The following is a 16,541-nucleotide window of genomic DNA, read 5'->3' as shown; positions in this document are numbered from 1 at the left end:
TTAGGCCTTAGCACCGCCATCAAGACCCAGGAACTTCTCCAGCCCGATAGTCAGACCTGGGTTAGCGCCAATCTTCTCCACGCCGATCATGATGCCCGGCACGAAAGATTCACGGTCGTAGGAATCCTGCTTGAGGGTCAGGGTCTGTCCCTTGGTTCCGAAGATGACCTGCTCGTGGGCGACCATGCCCGTCATGCGCACGGCGTGTACCGGTACGCCCTGTACGTCCGCGCCACGCGCGCCGTCGAGGGACTGCGTGGTGGCGTCGGGCTGTGCAGACAGACCGGCGGCCTTCCGAGCGCGTGCGATCCCCTCCGCAGTGTGCACTGCGGTACCCGAGGGAGCATCGACCTTGTTCGGGTGATGCAGCTCGACGACCTCGGCGGACTCGAAGAAGGGCGCGGCGATTTCCGCAAACTTCATGGTCAGAACCGCAGAGATAGCGAAGTTCGGGGCCACCAGCACGCCGGTCTGCGGGGAATCCTGCAGCCAGCCGCGCACGGTGTCGAAACGCTCCTCAGTCCAGCCCGTGGTACCGACAACGGCGTGGATGCCGTTCTTGATGCAAAACTCCAGGTTGCCCATCACAGCGTCCGGAACGGTGAAGTCCACCACGACCTCCGCCTGGTTATCCACCAGCTCCTGCAGATCGTCACCGTGGTCGATGGCAGCTACCAGCTCGTGGTTCTCGTCGGCCTCGACAGCGGCTACAACCGCGCTTCCTACGCGGCCACGGGCACCCAAAACACCAATGCGAGTCATAAGATGTATCGCTCCTTTTAGCTAGTCAGCCAGTCGGCTAGTCTTCTTCAACCAGAACCAGGGAGATCTTGCCGCGGTTGTCGATGTCCGCGATCTCTACCTCCAGCTTCTCGCCCACCGACACCTCGTCCTCCACGCGCTCGATGCGGCGATCGCCACCCAGGTTAGAGATGTGGATCAGGCCGTCCTTGCCCGGCAGCAGGGAGACAAACGCGCCGAAGGCGGTGGTCTTTACTACCGTGCCCAGGAAGCGGTCTCCGACCTTCGGCTGCTGCGGGTTAGCAATGGCATTGATCTTCTCCTCCGCCTCGCGCGCAGACTCGCCTCCGACGGCGGAGATGTACACCGTGCCGTCATCCTCGATGGTGATGTTCGCACCGGTCTCCTCGGTGATCTGGTTGATCGTCTTACCCTTTGGGCCGATGACTTCACCGATCTTGTTCTGCGGGATATTGATGCTGGTGATATGCGGGGCCAGGTCGCTCATGTCGTCCGGCGCGTCGATGGCCTCCCCCATCAGCTGCAGGATTTCCAGGCGCGCGGTGCGAGCCTGCTGCAGAGCCTCTGCCAGCACGTCGGAAGGAATACCATCCAGCTTCGTGTCCAGCTGCAGGGCGGTCACGAACTCGCTCGTGCCGGCGACCTTGAAGTCCATGTCGCCGAAGGCATCCTCGGCGCCCAGGATGTCGGTCAGGGTAACGTACTTGTCCTTGCCATTCTTGCCGACCTTGCCGGTTACCAGGCCCATGGCGATGCCCGCCACCGGCGCCTTCAGCGGCACACCCGCGTTGTACAGGCTCAGCGTAGAGGCACACACGGAACCCATGGAGGTCGAGCCGTTGGAGCCCAGAGCCTCGGACACCTGGCGGATCGTGTACGGGAAATCGTCGCGGCTGGGAATAACGGGCGTCAATGCGCGCTCCGCCAGCGCACCGTGGCCGATTTCACGGCGCTTCGGGGAGCCCACCCGGCCAGTCTCACCAGTGGAGTACGGCGGGAAGTTGTAGTGGTGGATGTAGCGCTTCGTGGTCTCCGGCCCCAAAGAGTCGATCTGCTGCTCCATCTTCAGCATGTCCAGCGTGGTCACGCCCAGGATCTGGGTCTCACCGCGCTCGAACAATGCGGAACCGTGGGCGCGCGGAATCAGCTGGACGACGATGCCCAGGTCGCGGATCGTGGTGCTGTTGCGGCCGTCGATGCGGAAGCCGTCCTCCAAAATACGGCGACGGACGACAGTCTTGGTCACCTCATTGTGCGCCGCGCGGATCTCAGCCTCGCGCTCCGGGAACTCCGCCAGTAGTTCGTCCACGTTGGCCTGCATGTTCGCAGCCAGGGCCTCGTCGCGCTCCTGCTTGTCGGCGATGGCCATAATGTCTTCCAGCGCATCCAGTGCCTCCGCCTGCACCGAGGCGAAAACGTCCTCGCCGTAGGGCGGGAACAGCTCAAATTCGCGCGTCTCGGCGTCCACAGCCTTGGCCAGAGCATCCTGCGCCTCACAGAGAGTGGCGATGAACGGCTTGGCGGCCTCGATACCCTGCGCCACAACCTCCTCGGTCGGTGCGGGCGCGCCATCGGCGATGCGCTCGACCACAGAGTCAGTCGCACCGGCCTCGACCATCATGACGGCCACGTTCGGCTCGTCGTTGCCCGCACCCTTGCGACCTCGGCCACGGCCACGGGAAGGCTTCACCGGTTCGGTCACGCGACCAGCCACAATTAGCTCGAAGATTGCCTTTTCTTCCTGCTCGCGCGTGGGGAAGGCCACCCACTGGCCCTCCGGGTGGTCGTCGTCGACAACCAGCGCCATACGCACGCCACCGACCGGACCAGAAACTGGCAACCCGGACAGCTGCGTGGAGGCGGAAGCGCCGTTAATAGCCAGCACGTCGTAGCGATCCTGCGGATCCATCGACAGGACAGTCACGATCACCTGCACCTCGTTACGCAGGCCGCGGACGAAGGTGGGGCGCAGTGGGCGGTCGATCAAACGGGCAGCCAGGATCGCATCGGTGCCCGGACGACCCTCGCGGCGGAAGAAGCTGCCGGGGATGCGGCCGACGGAGTACATCCGCTCCTCCACGTCGACGGTCAGCGGGAAGAAGTCGATGCCCTCGCGCGGCTGGCGGGAGGCGGCGGTGGTGGACAGCAGCATCGTGTCCTCGTCCAGGTAGGCCGTCACTGCCCCATCGGCCTGGCGAGCCAGCAGTCCGGTCTCGAAGCGGATGCTGCGGGTGCCGAAGTCGCCGTTGTCAATGGTGGCTTCTACTTCCCACACACCGGCATCCGGGTCCACGAGCTCTGCTTGAATATTCTGCTTCTTCGTACTCATGATGGAGTTTCGCAATCGCCTTTCTGCGTTACTCCACGGCGGCTACCTGTTCGTCTGGTCTTCGATGCCGACGCCACCACCGTGGGATTCTTCTTTCAATATTCCATTGGCTTTGAGGTTTTAACCGGCATCAAGGTTAGCACGAAATAGCACAAACGCCCGCCACCTCGTCGTTTCACCGACGTTGAAGGTGGCGGGCGTGTGGAAAACTAGGAGTAAGACCTAGCGGCGCAGACCCAGACGCTCGATCAAGGAGCGGTAGCGGTCAACGTTGTTCTCAGCCAGGTACTTCAGCAGGCCCTTGCGGCGACCAACCAGCAGCAGCAGGCCGCGGCGGGAGTGGTGGTCGTGCTTGTGGAACTTCAGGTGCTCAGTCAGCTGGCGGATGCGGACGGTCAGCAGCGCGATCTGAGCCTCCGGGGAGCCCGTGTCGGTCTCGTGCAGGCCGAACTCCTTCAGAGTCTCGGTCTTCTTTTCCTTGGACAGTGCCATGGATGATTCTCCTTGATAGTTATTTCAGTCTGCGCAAAAGGTTCGTAACCAGCGACTACCGCAGACCACAGTCGCTCGACCTGGGGAGTCTAGCACGCCCACGCACCAGTTCCCAAAACGCTTAGCCCAGTGCCTTGCGGGTCTCGGTGACGTCCCGGCCAATCGCCTCGATCAACTCTTCCAAGGAGTTATACGTTTCCATCCCCCGCAGGTGGTGCACGAACTCCACGGCAATGTCCAGGCCATACAGGTCGGCATCGTGGTCCAGAATGAAGCTCTCCACACTGCGGGGCTCGTGGCCGAACGTGGGATTAGTACCCACCGAGATCGCCGCCGGCAGCCGCTCGCCCACCGGCATGGTGCCGACGGTTGCCCCGGCGGAAATCCCGTGCCCCGGCAGTACCGTCACGTACCCGGCGTACACGCCGTCGGCCGGCAGCGCGAACTTCTCCGCGAAGTACAGGTTGGCCGTGGGAAATCCCAGCGCCCGACCACCCCGGCCCGCGCCGTGCGTGACTTCGCCGGCCACACGGAAGTTCCGCCCCAAGGCCTCGTTGGCGCCATCCACGTTCCCCTCGGCCAGCGCCTGGCGAATCCAGGTAGAGCACACCACGTGGTCGCCGTCCTCGAGCAAGCCCAGCACGTCCACCCGCATACCGCGCGCCGCGCCCAGCTGCTGCAACGTTTCGGAAGTACCGGCCGCCTTGTGGCCAAAGGTGAAGTTATCCCCTACCACTACTGCCTTCGCGTTCAGCAGTTCCACCAGCACATGGTCCACGTACTCTTCCGGCGACCAGCTGGCAATCTCCTTCGTAAAGGAAACCACCACCACGTGGTCGATGCCGTACTCGTGAGCCAGCTCTGCACGTCGGCGCACACTCGACAGCAGCGGTGGTACCGCATCCGGCCGGAAAACGACGGTCGGGTGCGGGTCGAAGGTGAACATCACGCTCGGCACTCCCCGCTCACGCGCTAGCTCTACGGCTCGCTGCAGCAGTTCTTGGTGCCCACGGTGCACGCCGTCGAATACGCCAATGGTGACGACGGTGCCTCCGGCTGCCAGGTGTTCGGGAATTCGGTCCAGTCCGTACCAGATACTCACACGTTGCATGCTAGTCGATAGCCTGTGGGTATGAATCAACGCAGTGCCCCTTCCGTCCTGAGCCGTTCCGGGGTGGTTCTCGTAGACAAGCCCTCCGGCCCCACCTCGCACGACATGGTTGCCAAGCTCCGCCGAATCATGGGTACGCGCCGGGTCGGCCATTCGGGCACCCTCGACCCGATGGCAACGGGGCTGCTAGTTGTGGGCGTCGAAAGAGGAACAAAGTTTCTGGCCCACGTCGTAGCGCACGACAAGCGCTACGAGGCAACGGTGCGCCTTGGCGCCGCCACCCAGACTGATGATGCGCAGGGTGACGTGCTGTCCACCGCCGCCCCTGAGGATCTGCGGGCACTCACCGAGCAACAGGTACGTGAGGCCTTCGACACGCAGCGTGGAGACATCATGCAGCGCCCCACCTCTGTCTCGTCCATCAAGATCGGCGGCAAGCGCGCCCACGAGCTGGTTCGCGAAGGTCAAGAAGTTGTACTACCGGAACGCCCCGTCACCATCTTTTCGCTGGAGGTGCTCGATGTTGTGGTCGACGCCGCCACCTCGTGCATCGACGCTAGAATTTCCGTGCACTGCTCAAGCGGCACTTATATTAGGGCGATTGCCCGGGACGTCGGCGCCGCGCTGGGGGTCGGCGGCCACCTAACAAAGCTGCGCCGCACTTCGGTGGGGCCATTCGACATTTCCGAGGCTCGCACGCTGGAGCAACTCGACGAGAACCCGAGCCTGACCCTTAACCTGGACCAGGCGATGGTGCGCTGCTTCGACACTCGCGACATCAGCGAATCAGAGGGTGTGGATCTGTCCCTCGGCAAGTGGCTGGAGCCGGTGGGCAACAAGGGCGTGCGCGCGGCCGTCACGCCTTCCGGGCAGGCCATCGCCCTGATCGAGGAGAAGGGAAAGCGCGCGGCCAGCGTGTTTGTCGCCCGCCCCGCCGGAATGGACTAGCTGGCGGGTACGGCTGCGACGGTGATGACGTAACCATTGCGGATAGTCCAGCGCCCCTGGATGAACGGTACTGGCACCGGGCGTGCCAGCAGGTACGAAGTAAACGTACCGTCGGGGCGCAGGTCGATATCTGCCTGGTCGAAATCCAGGAAGCGGTGCGTGAGCGGGAACCACGTCTTGTAGGTGGCTTCCTTCGCGCTGAACAACACGGTATCCAACAGCTGCAGATCCTCGGAGCGCATTGCCTTGTGAATCCGCCGCTGTTCGCCAGGGCGGGCGATGGTGTTAAACACGCCCTCCGGCAGCGGTCGGGCGGCCTCCACGTCGATTCCTACCGACGCCCAACGCCGAGCCGGCGCCAGCAGCGCCGCGCGGAACCCCTCGGTGTGGGTCAGGGACCCGGAGATGCCGTGCGGGAACAGGGGCATGCCACGGGGGCCACGCAGGATAGGCGGGTGTACGTCCATAAAATTTTTCAGCGCCTGGTGCGCGCACCAGCGCGAGTCGCCGAAGTCCGCCTTGCGACGGTCCACAGCACCACCCACCAGTGCCTGTTCCTCCGCCGAGAGGGCATTGAACTGTCGCAGATCCCCAGTCGTGCTGTGCAGCTCTGCGCAGGCCGCGCCACGGGGCAGCAATCCGCGGGGAATGGTCGGCTGGCGCGCGCCGAAGCTCTCTACGACCGCCAGGTCATCCAGCGCCGTGGCGAGTGTTCCGTCGTGCCTCATACCGTCACCTCCTCAACGAGTACTGGGTAGGGCCACAATTTCTTTTCTAAGCGGGGTGGAAGGCTCACCTTCCTCTCTCTGGGGTAACCGAGAGAGACCTCCGCGTGCGTTACATTTTCGACCGAAAACTCTACAGGAATATGCAAGTGGCCATAAACCACTGTGCTCGCACGGTAGCGTTGCGGCCACTTCTGCGTGTGTCGCGTGCCGGACCACAACCCGATTTCCGGGTGCCGCACGTTACTCATCGCTTCTCGTACTAAGGGCCAGTGGTTCACTAGAATCGTCGGCTCCTTCACCGCCGCCAAGCGGCGGACGGAATAGCGGAGCCGTTCGCGACACCACAGGACGATGTCTTCGTACGGGGCAATCGCCAAATCATCTATCAACACGATGCCCTTGTCGCGGGCTGCGGCCAACGCGTCCGTGGGCGTCATCGAAGAATCGCGCCACGAGTGATCGTAGAGAGTAAACAGCGGCACCACGGTGTGGCCTGCGAACAGCGGGAAGGGATCTTCCGGGGTGAGCACCCCGAGGCGCTGCGCGGCAGCAATGACGGCCTCGTACTTAGCGCGGCCATGCAGGCGGTCGCTCGTACGGCTGTACAGCTCGTGGTTGCCGGGGGTGTAAATTACCTGCGCAAAGCGGCTCTGCAACAGCCCCAGGGTGCGCTCGATGGAGGGCAGATCCTCGGCGATGTCTCCGGCGACGATCAGCCAATCGGAGGGGCTTGCGGGTCGAATGTGCTCGCGGACAAGATCCATGTTGCCGGGGGCGCGGACGTGCAGGTCGCTGACTGCCCACAAAGTGCGAGTCATCGGGCACTCCCCCTCTCTCCGCCTTAAGTCACAATAATTAACAACTCTAACATTAGTTAATCCATTTATCGCCGGAGAACCGCCAAGAAACAAATGCCAAGCGGAGCAGGATGAAAGCGAGCAGCCCCCACCACACGCCGACCAAACCCCAGCCGAAGATCCAGGAAAGCCAGACCAGCGGAATAAAGCCAGCCAGAACCGAGACGATGGTGGCAGTGCGCAAGAATGCCGCGTCGGAAGCCCCCAGAAGCACCCCGTCCAAGGCGAATACTACGCCCCCGGCCAGCACCAACAAGACAAGTAACCACCACGGTCCGCCGATGGTGGCCAGCACGTCGGCATCTGTAGTGAAAATCCGTGGAATAACCTGGGCCCCTGCCGCCAATCCCGCGGCCAGAACCAGGCTGGCACCGACAGAAAAGCGCAGCACGGACACGCCGACCTTCCGCGCGGTTGCGTAAGACCCAGCACCAAGAGCCGCACCCACCAGAGCCTGTGCGGCGATGGCCACGGAATCCAGCACCAGGGTCAGGAAGTTCCACAGTTGCAGCAGAACCTGGTGGGCGCCCAGCGGGGCTGGCCCCATGCGCCCGGCCACGGCCGCGGCAGAGATAAAAGCCACCTGAAAGCTCAAACTACGCAAAATGAGATCCCGGCCCATCACCAGCTGGGACTTAATCACCGGCCAATTCGGAGCCAGTGGCTTACCGTCGCCCTCCGCGCGCCAATAAACGACCAGTGCGCCGAGGAAACACAGGGCTGTGATGGACTCCCCCACGACGTTGGCATACGCCGAGCCCACCAAGCCGAAGTGCTTGACCGACAACGGCACGATCACCGCCATCGGAATCACTCCGGCGAGCGTGAACCACAGCGGAAGCTTCGTGTTAGACATGCCGCGCAGCCAACCGTTGCCCGCCATGGTGCACAGCGCCGGAATGATCGACGCGCAAGTCACCCGCATCCATGTCGTGGCCTCGGAGACCACGGCGGCGTCGCCAGAAAAGAAGCCCATGATCGCCGGGGCGAAGGCGAACACGACGGCGGCCAACAGCGCGCCTACACCCAGTGCCACCCACGTGGCCTGCACCCCTTCGTAGATCGCGGCGGACCGGCGACCGGCACCGTAGTGACGTGCCGCCCGGGCAGTCGTGCCGTAGGACAGGAACGTCAGCTGGGTAGTGACAGTGCTAAGCACCGTAGCGCCGGCAGCCAATGCGGCTAGATCGGTTGCTCCCAGACGGCCGACGACCGCCGTATCCAACAGCAAATACAGCGGTGTGGCCGCCAATACAACGAGAGCCGGCCAGGCGAGCCCCAGAATTGTGCGGGCATCGGCCTGGCCGGTAGAAGCGTCTTTAATCACTGCGTCTTGTAAGGATCCTCGTCACCCGCCGGGCGGGCGCCCGCGGACTGCTTGCGCAGAGCCTCGTCCTGGGCCTTAGCCCGGGCCAGCAGCTCCTCGAAGTGTGCGGAGGCCTCCGGTACGGTATCCAGGCTAAAGCTCAGCGTCGGGGTGAAGCGCACGCTCAGCTGATCGCCGACGATCTTGCGCAGCTGCCCCTTCGCCTTGGTCAGCGCGTCCTCCGCTGCTGCGTTATCCGGCTTTTCGTCCACGGTCTTGCCACGAACGGTGTAGAACACCGTCGCATCGTGAAGGTCGCCGGTAAGGCGCGCATCCGTGATGGTCACGAACTCCAGGCGCGGGTCCTTGATCTGCCGCTCGATGGCCGTTGCAACAATCTGCTGAATGCGCTTGGCCATGCGCGCAGCGCGTGCGTGATCAACCATGAACTTCTCCTTTTCTTAAGATTTCAGACGCTCTTAAGACGCTTCCAAAATTTTTAGGTACGCGGCACCTCGACCAGCTCGAAGACCTCGATCTTGTCTTCGACCTGAATGTCCGGGTACGACAGCACCATACCGCACTCGTAGCCTGCGGAGACCTCGGTAACGTCGTCCTTCTCGCGGCGCAGCGACTCGATCGTCGCCTTCTCCGCCACGACACTGCCGTCGCGGATGAGTCGAATCTGGGCGTTGCGGCGTACCTTGCCGGTCTCCACCATGCAACCTGCGATGAGGCCCACGGAGGAAGCCTTGAAGATCTGGCGGATCTCCGCGGTGCCGATCTCCTTTTCCTCGTAGATCGGCTTCAGCATGCCCTTCAGCGCTGCTTCAACCTCCTCGATCGCCTTGTAGATGATCGAGTAGTAGCGGATATCCACGCCCTCGGCGTTGGCCACCTCGGTGGCCTTGCCCTCAGCACGCACGTTGAAACCGATAATCACCGCGTCGGAAGCGGCAGCCAGGTTGACGTTGGTCTCCGTCACAGCACCGACACCACGGTCGATGATGTTTAGATCCACTTCGTCGTCGACCTCGATCTTCAGCAGGGCATCTTCCAGGGCCTCGACCGTACCGGCGTTGTCGCCCTTCAGGATCAGGTTCAGGGTGTTGGTTTCCTTCAACACCGCATCCAGGTCCTCCAGGGATACGCGCTTGCGGTTCTTGGCCTGCATGGCGTTTCGGCGGCGGGCGTTACGGCGGTCCGCGATCTGACGCGCAGTGCGGTCCTCGTCCACCACCAGCAGGTTGTCGCCGGCGCCGGAGACGCTGGTTAGACCCAGCACCTGAACCGGGCGAGACGGACCTGCCTCGGTCACGTCCTGGCCGTGCTCGTCGATCATGCGGCGCACGCGGCCGTGGGCGTCTCCAACAACGATCGAGTCACCCACGCGCAGCGTACCGCGCTGCACGATAATCGTGGCGATCGGGCCGCGACCACGGTCCAGGTGCGACTCGATGGCCACACCCTGGGCGTCCATGTCCGGGTTGGCGCGCAGATCCAGAGAAGCATCGGCCGTCAGTAGGACGGATTCCAGCAGCTGATCGATGTTCGTCCCCTGCTTCGCAGAGATGTCCACGAACATCGTCTCGCCACCGTACTCCTCCGGGATCAGGCCGTACTCGGTCAGCTGGCCACGGATCTTGTCCGGCTGTGCGCCATCCTTATCGATCTTGTTCACCGCGACCACGACCGGAATGTCGGCGGCCTTGGCGTGGTTGATCGCCTCCACCGTCTGCGGCATCACGCCGTCGTCAGCAGCGACCACCAAGATCGCAATATCTGTGGACTTCGCACCACGGGCACGCATGGCGGTGAAGGCCTCGTGACCCGGTGTATCCAGGAAGGTGACCAAACGATCCTCGCCCTCCATGGTCACGGAAACCTGGTAGGCGCCGATGTGCTGGGTAATACCGCCAGCCTCGCCGCTACCGACGTTGGCCTCACGAATCGTATCCAGCAGGCGGGTCTTACCGTGGTCGACGTGACCCATAACGGTAACCACCGGCGGACGGTGGGCCAGGTCGTCGTCCTCGCCCTCGTCCTCGCCGAACTGCAGGTCGAAGGATTCCAGCAGCTCGCGGTCCTCGTCCTCTGGGGAAACGACCTCGACCTTGTAATCCATCTCTTCGCCCAGCAGCATCAGGGTTTCGTCGGAGACCGACTGGGTAGCGGTCACCATCTCGCCCAGGTTGAACAGTGCCTGGACCAGTGCCGCTGCATCCGCCTCGATCTTCTCGGCGAAGTCCATCAGAGATGCACCACGAGCAAGGCGGATCTTAGCGCCCTTGCCGTTAGGCAGCTTCACGCCGCCAACGACGCTCGGCGCCTGCATTGCCTCGTACTCGTTGCGCTTCTGACGCTTCGACTTGCGCCCCTTGCGCGGTGCGCCACCGGGACGGCCGAATGCACCTGCGGTACCGCCGCGACGCCCACCGCGTCCACCGCGTGGGCCTCCCGGACCACCGGGGCCACCGGGGCCGCCTGGCCCTCCGCGGCGCCCTCCGCGTCCACGGCCACCGCCGAAGTTGTCGGACTTGGACGGCATCTGTGCCGGGTTCGGGTGGCTCGGCATCATTGCGGGCGAAGGACGACGACCGCCGCCCTGCTTAGCGCCCGGTTTTGCGCCCGGCTTCGGGCTGGCCTTCTTGTTGCCGCCCGGGCGGTTGCCCGGACGGGGCATGTCGCCAGGGCCTGCCTGCCCACCGCGCGGACGCGGTGCGGGGCGCTCAGAGGGCGCACCGGAAGAAAACGGATTGTTCGCCACACGCGGAGCGCGGCCACCCGGCTTCGGGCCCGGCTTGGCACCAGGCTTCGGACCCGGCTTAGCACCCGGCTTGGGCGTGGGCTTCGGCGCCGGCTTCGTAGAGGAGGTGGGCTTGGTAGCAGGCTTCGGACCCGGCTTGGGACCGGGCTTCGGACCCGGCTTCGCTGCTGCCTTGGGCGCAGGCTTCGGTCCTGGCTTTGCAGCGGGTTTCGGAGCGGCTGCACTCTCCTTGGGAGCCTCCTGGCCCACTCCGTAGTGCTTCTTCATCTTCTTGACGACGGGCGGCTGCACCGTCGAAGAAGCGGTCTTTACGAACTCGCCCTGTTCCTTCAGGGTGGCGAGCAACTCCTTGCTCGTCACTCCGAGTTCCTTGGCCAACTCGTGTACGCGTAGCTTTCCGGCCACTACTCTCCTTCATGTTTGCGGAGCCGTAGTGCGCTCTAGCGTGCAGGCTTGCCTGCTGCCGGGCCTACTTACGACTCCCGTACTTGTAGATACTCATCGCTGATGCTGCTTCATCGCGTGCTCATCAGTGTTCGTTGTTCTTCATGTCGACGTAATTTCCTCGTCTTTTATTGTCACTGTCACTGGCAGTGTGACGATGTAGTCACGTACAGGGGCTGCATCCACGTTGGCGGATACCCTCAACGCACGGCCAAAAGCCCTGCGCTTCACGGCGATTTCCCATGCCTCCACTGTGGGGGTGATCCACGCGCCTCGCCCGGGAAGCTTTCTTTCCGGATCGGGGACGACCTGAACCTTGCCTTCAGCGCCCTCCGTGCTTTTCTGCGCAACACAACGCAGCAGCTGATCTATTCCCATCACCTGCTTCGTTGCAATGCACGTCCTTTCGGGAAGGTGCTTGCTCGTGGGACATTCATGGAATACCACCAGTCCAGTGTATCGCGCCGACCCCCGAAACAGTTAACTGGGCGTGTCCTCCGCCGCGGCATCGGTCTCCGAGCGAATGTCTATCTTCCAACCGGTCAAGCGAGCCGCCAGGCGAGCATTCTGGCCTTCCCTGCCGATCGCCAGACTGAGCTGATAGTCCGGCACGACGGCACGGGCGATCTGCATTTCCGGGTCGGTGACCTGCACGCTTACGATCTTCGACGGCGACAACCCGTTGCCCACGAACGTCGCCGGATCATCGGAGTAGTCGATGATGTCGATTTTCTCTCCGCCCAGCTCGTGCATGATGTTGGATACGCGCTGACCGCGCGGACCGATGCAGGCCCCCTTGGCGTTGAGCCCCTTCACCGTGGAACGCACTGCGATCTTGGTGCGGTGGCCTGCCTCACGCGCGACGGAGACGATCTCCACCGAACCATCGGCAACCTCCGGAACCTCCAGGGCAAACAGCCCCTTTACCAGCTCCGGGTGCGTGCGGGACAGGTTGATCTGCACCATGCGGTTGGCGTTGTTAATCACGTCTGTCACGAAGGCCTTCACACGCATGCCGTGCTCCAGCTCCTCGCCGGGGATGTGCTCGGCAGGAAGAATCTGCCCATCCTGGCCATTGGCCTCAGTGCCCAGGTGCACGATAGTCACGCCGCGCTCGTTGGCGCGGGCGTCGGCAGAGACCACACCGGATACCACGCGGTAGCGCAGCTCGGCGTACTCGTCATAGCGGTTCTGAACACGGGCGGAGTTGATGCGGAAGCGGATAGCCTCGCGCACGGCCAGCGCACCGTCGCGTCCGAAATTTTTCGGAGTGTCGTCGATGCGCCCGGTGACGTTTCCCTCTTCGTCCTTTTCCACCTGGTAGATGGTGACTTCGCCACTAATCGGATCGATGTCCACATCTACCGGCCCGGTGAAGCGGCTGTTTGCGCGGTATGCCTCGCGCAGCCCCCTCTTAACCCCCTCCAGCAGGTCGTCGAAGTCCACCGACTCCTGCTTTTCGACTGCACGCAGTGCTGCCATATCAATATTCACTTGTTTCTCCTAGTCTTCAGCCGGACTATCCTCTTGCTCTTCTGCACTCGGCAACCCATAAGCCTCAATGGCCAATCCGACGAGGTCGGCCTCTGCGGCGGGCGCTTGTGAGAACTCCACTTCTACCACCGCGCCGGCTACATCTGCGAATCGCACTCGGCGCACACTGGGTTGTTTCTTGTCCGGTGTGATCAACACGACATCTTCGCCGTCTACCTGCGCGATGCGCTCCACGCCACCTGCTAGTCGCACCAGGCGCCCGATGTTGCGTACCCAATGCCGTTGTTCGACGAGGGGGAAATCGACGCCCGGAGTCGTCACCTCCAAGGTGTATCCGGGCCCAAAGCTCATCTCTCCTGCGGCCTCGGCCTCGTCCAGGTGGGTGGATACCTCACGGCTCAGCTCTTCCAGCCGATCCAGATCGGGGCGTTCAGCCCGCGGGTCGGCGGTATCGACTGCAATCCGAATCGCAGACTTCGCACCAGCCTTCGTGATCTTGATGTCCTCGATCACCAAACCGAATTCTTGTACCAGTCCGCGCAGCGAGTCTTCCAGCTGCTCCTTATGTGGAAATGCCATGACCGGCAGTCTAGCAGCAGCTAGCTTCTAGTAGACTTCTAATCCTGATGGATATGCCCAGCTCTCGCCTCACCCTTACCCGCCGCCGCTTCCTGGGCGCCGGTGCGCTGTTCGGCGCCGGAATTACGCTCACGGCCTGCGACGAGGTATTCCCCCAAGCTCCGCAGACGAGTGAGGCGCTTGCCCGCCTAGGGGGCGTCATAAAAGGCGCACAAGAACGACAGCGCCGCGCAGGCAACAAAGCGATGGCCACTTTCCTCGGCGAACAGCACAAGTTGGTTCTGCAGGAATCGCTGCGCCAGTGTGGTGAGGACAAGAATGGCAACCCGCCCCAAGAATGCGCCGATGCGGCACACGGCGGCAGCAGCGAAGGCCAACTCGACAGCGCGTACACCGAGGCTCTGCAAGAAGACGGCCCGGAGGCCGGGCACTCACTGGTCGCGGGCCTGTATGCGGCATACATGACCACCCAAGAGCGCGCGCCTCGCAAGCCCCAGATCACCCCGCAGGTCGCCGGCGGATTCCGAGGCGAAGGCCAAGACGAACAGCTCGGCGACCTACTGAAGATGTCCTACGCGGCAATCTATTCCTCCGGCCCCGCGCTGGCGCAGGCCGACGAAGGCACGCGGCCGCCGATCGAAACCACAGCGAACCGCCTGCGCACGCTGCGCGATGCCACCATCGACGTGCTCGACGAGCTCGGTGCACATGTCCCCACCCCCGAAGCGGCGTACACCAGCGACAAGCCGGGCGACAGCTTGTTCTACCCCACCCTCCGGCCCATCACCGTGCAGTTGCGCCGCCTAGCCGGAATGGGTGGCACGGCCGAGGCGCGCATCTTCGCGGCCACCTGGTGCGGCCTGGTTTCCCGTGGAGAGGCCGCCCTGGAGGGCGATCCACTGCAGGTTACGCTCCGCGGAGAGCCTTCTTAGCCTCGTCCAGCGCGTCCGCGTAATCAACCTCGTAGGTCTCCCCTGACATACGGTTGCGCAGCTCCACCTTGCCGTCGGCGAATCCGCGGCCAACCACGACCACCAGCGGCATACCCAGCAGCTCGGAATCCTTGAACTTCACACCCGGGGATACCTTCGGACGGTCGTCGAAGAGAACCTCCAGGCCGTCGTTAGACAGCGTCTCCACTAGCTCCGCTGCTGCTTCGCCCGCGGCTGCGTCCTTGTTGGCGATTACCACGTGCACGTCGAACGGAGCCACAGAGGCAGGCCAGCGCAGCCCGGAATCGTCTAGCATCTGCTCGGCGATCACGCCCACCAGTCGCGACACGCCCACACCGTAGGAGCCCATCGTCGGCACGGAGCGCTTGCCGGCCTCGTCTAGGATCTTCACGTCAAAGGCCTCTGTGTACTTGCGACCCAGCTGGAAGATGTGGCCGATCTCGATGCCACGAGCCAGCGTCAGGGTGCCCTTGCCGTCCGGGGACGGATCGCCCTCCAACACCTCGGCAGCTTCGATCACACCGTCCGGAGTGAAGTCGCGGCCTGCAACCAGACCCACGACGTGGCGGTTCTTCGCGTCTGCGCCAGTGATCCAGGAGGTGCCCTCCACCACGCGCGGGTCGGCCAGTAGACGCACGCCGTTGGCCGCCAGCCCCTTCGGGCCGACGTACCCCTTCACCAGGAACGGGTGTTTCTTAAAGTCGGCCTCGTCGGCCAGCTCCACCTGCGCAGGCTCCATGGCAGCTTCCAGGCGCTTCATGTCCACCTCGCGGTTGCCCGGAACCAGCACGCCGGCCAGGGACTCGCCGCGTGGCTGGCCTTCCTCGTCAAGCGTCGGGTCGGTGACCTTCACCACGATGCACTTCAGAGTGTCGCTGGCCTCCACGGCACGGCCGTCGATAGTGATGCCTTCGCTGTTGGCCCAGTTCACCAGCGCCTCGATGGTTTCGGAAACCGGGGTGTCATACTCCTTGGCCTCCGGCTGTCCTGCAATCGGGCGGGTCTGCGGGACCTGCGTCACCACGGCCTCGACGTTTGCTGCGTAATCGCTCTCAGTGGAGCGCACGAACGTGTCCTCACCGTTCGCGGCGACAGCCAGGAACTCCTCGGATGCCGAGCCGCCCATCGCGCCGGAAGTCGCAGAGCAGATTGCGTACTCGATGCCCAATCGGTCGAAGATGTTCTGGTACGCCTTGCGGTGCAGCTGGTAGGACTCCTCTAGCCCCTCGTCGTCCATGTTGAAGGAGTACGAGTCCTTCATGATGAACTCGCGGCCACGCAGGATGCCGGCACGCGGGCGCTCTTCGTCGCGGTACTTCGTCTGCACCTGGTACAGGATTACGGGAAAGTCTTTGTACGAGTTGTACTCGGACTTCACGATGGAGGCGAACATCTCCTCGTGTGTCGGGCCCAGCAGGTAGTCCGCGTCCTTGCGGTCCTTCAGCCTAAACAGCGCGTCGCCGTATTCCACCCAGCGACCGGTCGTGTCGTAGGGCTCGCGTGGCAGCAGCGCGGGAAAGGCGATCTCCTGGGCGCCGATGGCATCCATCTCTTCGCGCACGATCTTTTCAATGTTTTGTAGAACCCGCAGGCCAAGCGGCAACCACGAGTACACGCCGGGGGCCACGCGGCGGATGTATCCCGCCCGTACCAGCAGCTTATGGCTGGGCACCTCTGCGTCTGCGGGGTCGTCACGCAGGGTGCGCAAAAAGAGTTGTGACATCCGAGTAATCATGAGTCAAGACTTTACCTTTTCCCCTGTGACTTGTGT

15 protein-coding genes are annotated in these 16,541 nt (G+C 63.3%); 2 read left to right on the top strand and 13 right to left on the bottom strand.

Features of this window, described 5'->3' with window-relative positions; genetic code table 11:
- The 4 genes from dapB to ACKFRT_RS02320 form a co-directional block, all read right to left on the bottom strand.
- Positions 1-762: a 4-hydroxy-tetrahydrodipicolinate reductase gene (gene dapB, locus ACKFRT_RS02335; protein WP_296213942.1), complete on the bottom strand. Its 762-nt coding sequence runs from the start codon at positions 760-762 to the stop codon at positions 1-3.
- 37 nt (positions 763-799) lie between these two features.
- Entirely contained in the window at positions 800-3,091 is a 2,292-nt protein-coding gene (locus tag ACKFRT_RS02330) for a polyribonucleotide nucleotidyltransferase (protein ID WP_408925606.1), read from the bottom strand.
- Between the two features lie 222 nt (positions 3,092-3,313).
- Positions 3,314-3,583, bottom strand: a complete 270-nt coding sequence (gene rpsO, locus ACKFRT_RS02325) for a 30S ribosomal protein S15 (protein WP_296213947.1) — start codon at positions 3,581-3,583, stop codon at positions 3,314-3,316.
- Positions 3,584-3,704: 121 nt separating this feature from the next.
- Positions 3,705-4,685: a bifunctional riboflavin kinase/FAD synthetase gene (locus ACKFRT_RS02320; RefSeq protein ID WP_408925605.1), complete on the bottom strand. Its 981-nt coding sequence runs from the start codon at positions 4,683-4,685 to the stop codon at positions 3,705-3,707.
- Positions 4,686-4,715: 30 nt separating this feature from the next.
- Between ACKFRT_RS02320 and truB the strand changes: the two genes are divergently transcribed.
- Positions 4,716-5,642, top strand: coding sequence for a tRNA pseudouridine(55) synthase TruB (truB, locus tag ACKFRT_RS02315; protein ID WP_296213953.1), 927 nt, complete (start codon positions 4,716-4,718; stop codon positions 5,640-5,642).
- On the opposite strand, the gene ACKFRT_RS02310 is transcribed toward truB, so the two are convergent.
- From ACKFRT_RS02310 to rimP, 8 genes are all read right to left on the bottom strand, one after another.
- Complete coding sequence (locus ACKFRT_RS02310) at positions 5,639-6,370, bottom strand: 4'-phosphopantetheinyl transferase (RefSeq protein WP_296213956.1); 732 nt, start codon at positions 6,368-6,370, stop codon at positions 5,639-5,641. The genes truB and ACKFRT_RS02310 overlap by 4 nt on opposite strands.
- The gene (locus tag ACKFRT_RS02305; protein ID WP_296213959.1) at positions 6,367-7,188 is read right to left on the bottom strand and encodes a metallophosphoesterase; all 822 of its coding nucleotides are present in this window, start codon (positions 7,186-7,188) and stop codon (positions 6,367-6,369) included. Before ACKFRT_RS02305 ends, ACKFRT_RS02310 begins: the two co-directional genes overlap by 4 nt.
- Positions 7,189-7,240: 52 nt before the next feature.
- Positions 7,241-8,554 (bottom strand): MATE family efflux transporter, encoded by a 1,314-nt coding sequence (locus ACKFRT_RS02300; protein ID WP_296213962.1) that lies wholly within the window; start codon positions 8,552-8,554, stop codon positions 7,241-7,243.
- Positions 8,551-8,979: a 30S ribosome-binding factor RbfA gene (gene rbfA / locus ACKFRT_RS02295; RefSeq protein ID WP_296213965.1), complete on the bottom strand. Its 429-nt coding sequence runs from the start codon at positions 8,977-8,979 to the stop codon at positions 8,551-8,553. The genes ACKFRT_RS02300 and rbfA overlap by 4 nt, the downstream gene beginning before the upstream one ends.
- Positions 8,980-9,032: 53 nt before the next feature.
- The gene (gene infB, locus ACKFRT_RS02290; protein ID WP_296213969.1) at positions 9,033-11,705 is read right to left on the bottom strand and encodes a translation initiation factor IF-2; all 2,673 of its coding nucleotides are present in this window, start codon (positions 11,703-11,705) and stop codon (positions 9,033-9,035) included.
- A 141-nt stretch (positions 11,706-11,846) separates the two neighbouring features.
- Positions 11,847-12,191, bottom strand: coding sequence for a YlxR family protein (locus ACKFRT_RS02285; protein ID WP_296213971.1), 345 nt, complete (start codon positions 12,189-12,191; stop codon positions 11,847-11,849).
- Between the two features lie 33 nt (positions 12,192-12,224).
- Positions 12,225-13,238: a transcription termination factor NusA gene (gene nusA / locus ACKFRT_RS02280; RefSeq protein WP_408925604.1), complete on the bottom strand. Its 1,014-nt coding sequence runs from the start codon at positions 13,236-13,238 to the stop codon at positions 12,225-12,227.
- A 9-nt stretch (positions 13,239-13,247) separates the two neighbouring features.
- Positions 13,248-13,817, bottom strand: a complete 570-nt coding sequence (rimP, locus tag ACKFRT_RS02275) for a ribosome maturation factor RimP (protein ID WP_408925603.1) — start codon at positions 13,815-13,817, stop codon at positions 13,248-13,250.
- Between the two features lie 53 nt (positions 13,818-13,870).
- Between rimP and ACKFRT_RS02270 the strand changes: the two genes are divergently transcribed.
- Positions 13,871-14,749 carry a hypothetical protein gene (locus tag ACKFRT_RS02270; RefSeq protein ID WP_408925602.1) on the top strand — a complete coding sequence of 293 codons (879 nt, stop codon included), beginning with the start codon at positions 13,871-13,873 and terminating at the stop codon, positions 14,747-14,749.
- Here ACKFRT_RS02270 and ACKFRT_RS02265 read toward each other — a convergent pair.
- Positions 14,724-16,505 carry a proline--tRNA ligase gene (locus ACKFRT_RS02265; RefSeq protein ID WP_408925601.1) on the bottom strand — a complete coding sequence of 594 codons (1,782 nt, stop codon included), beginning with the start codon at positions 16,503-16,505 and terminating at the stop codon, positions 14,724-14,726. The genes ACKFRT_RS02270 and ACKFRT_RS02265 overlap by 26 nt on opposite strands.
- Positions 16,506-16,541: the final 36 nt, after the last annotated feature.

The sequence above is a fragment of the Corynebacterium jamesii genome (assembly GCF_046097395.1).
Classification (GTDB): Bacteria; Actinomycetota; Actinomycetes; order Mycobacteriales; family Mycobacteriaceae; genus Corynebacterium.
The sequence above is the reverse complement of the archived record's forward strand: the minus strand, read 5'-3'. Positions and strand labels throughout refer to the sequence as shown.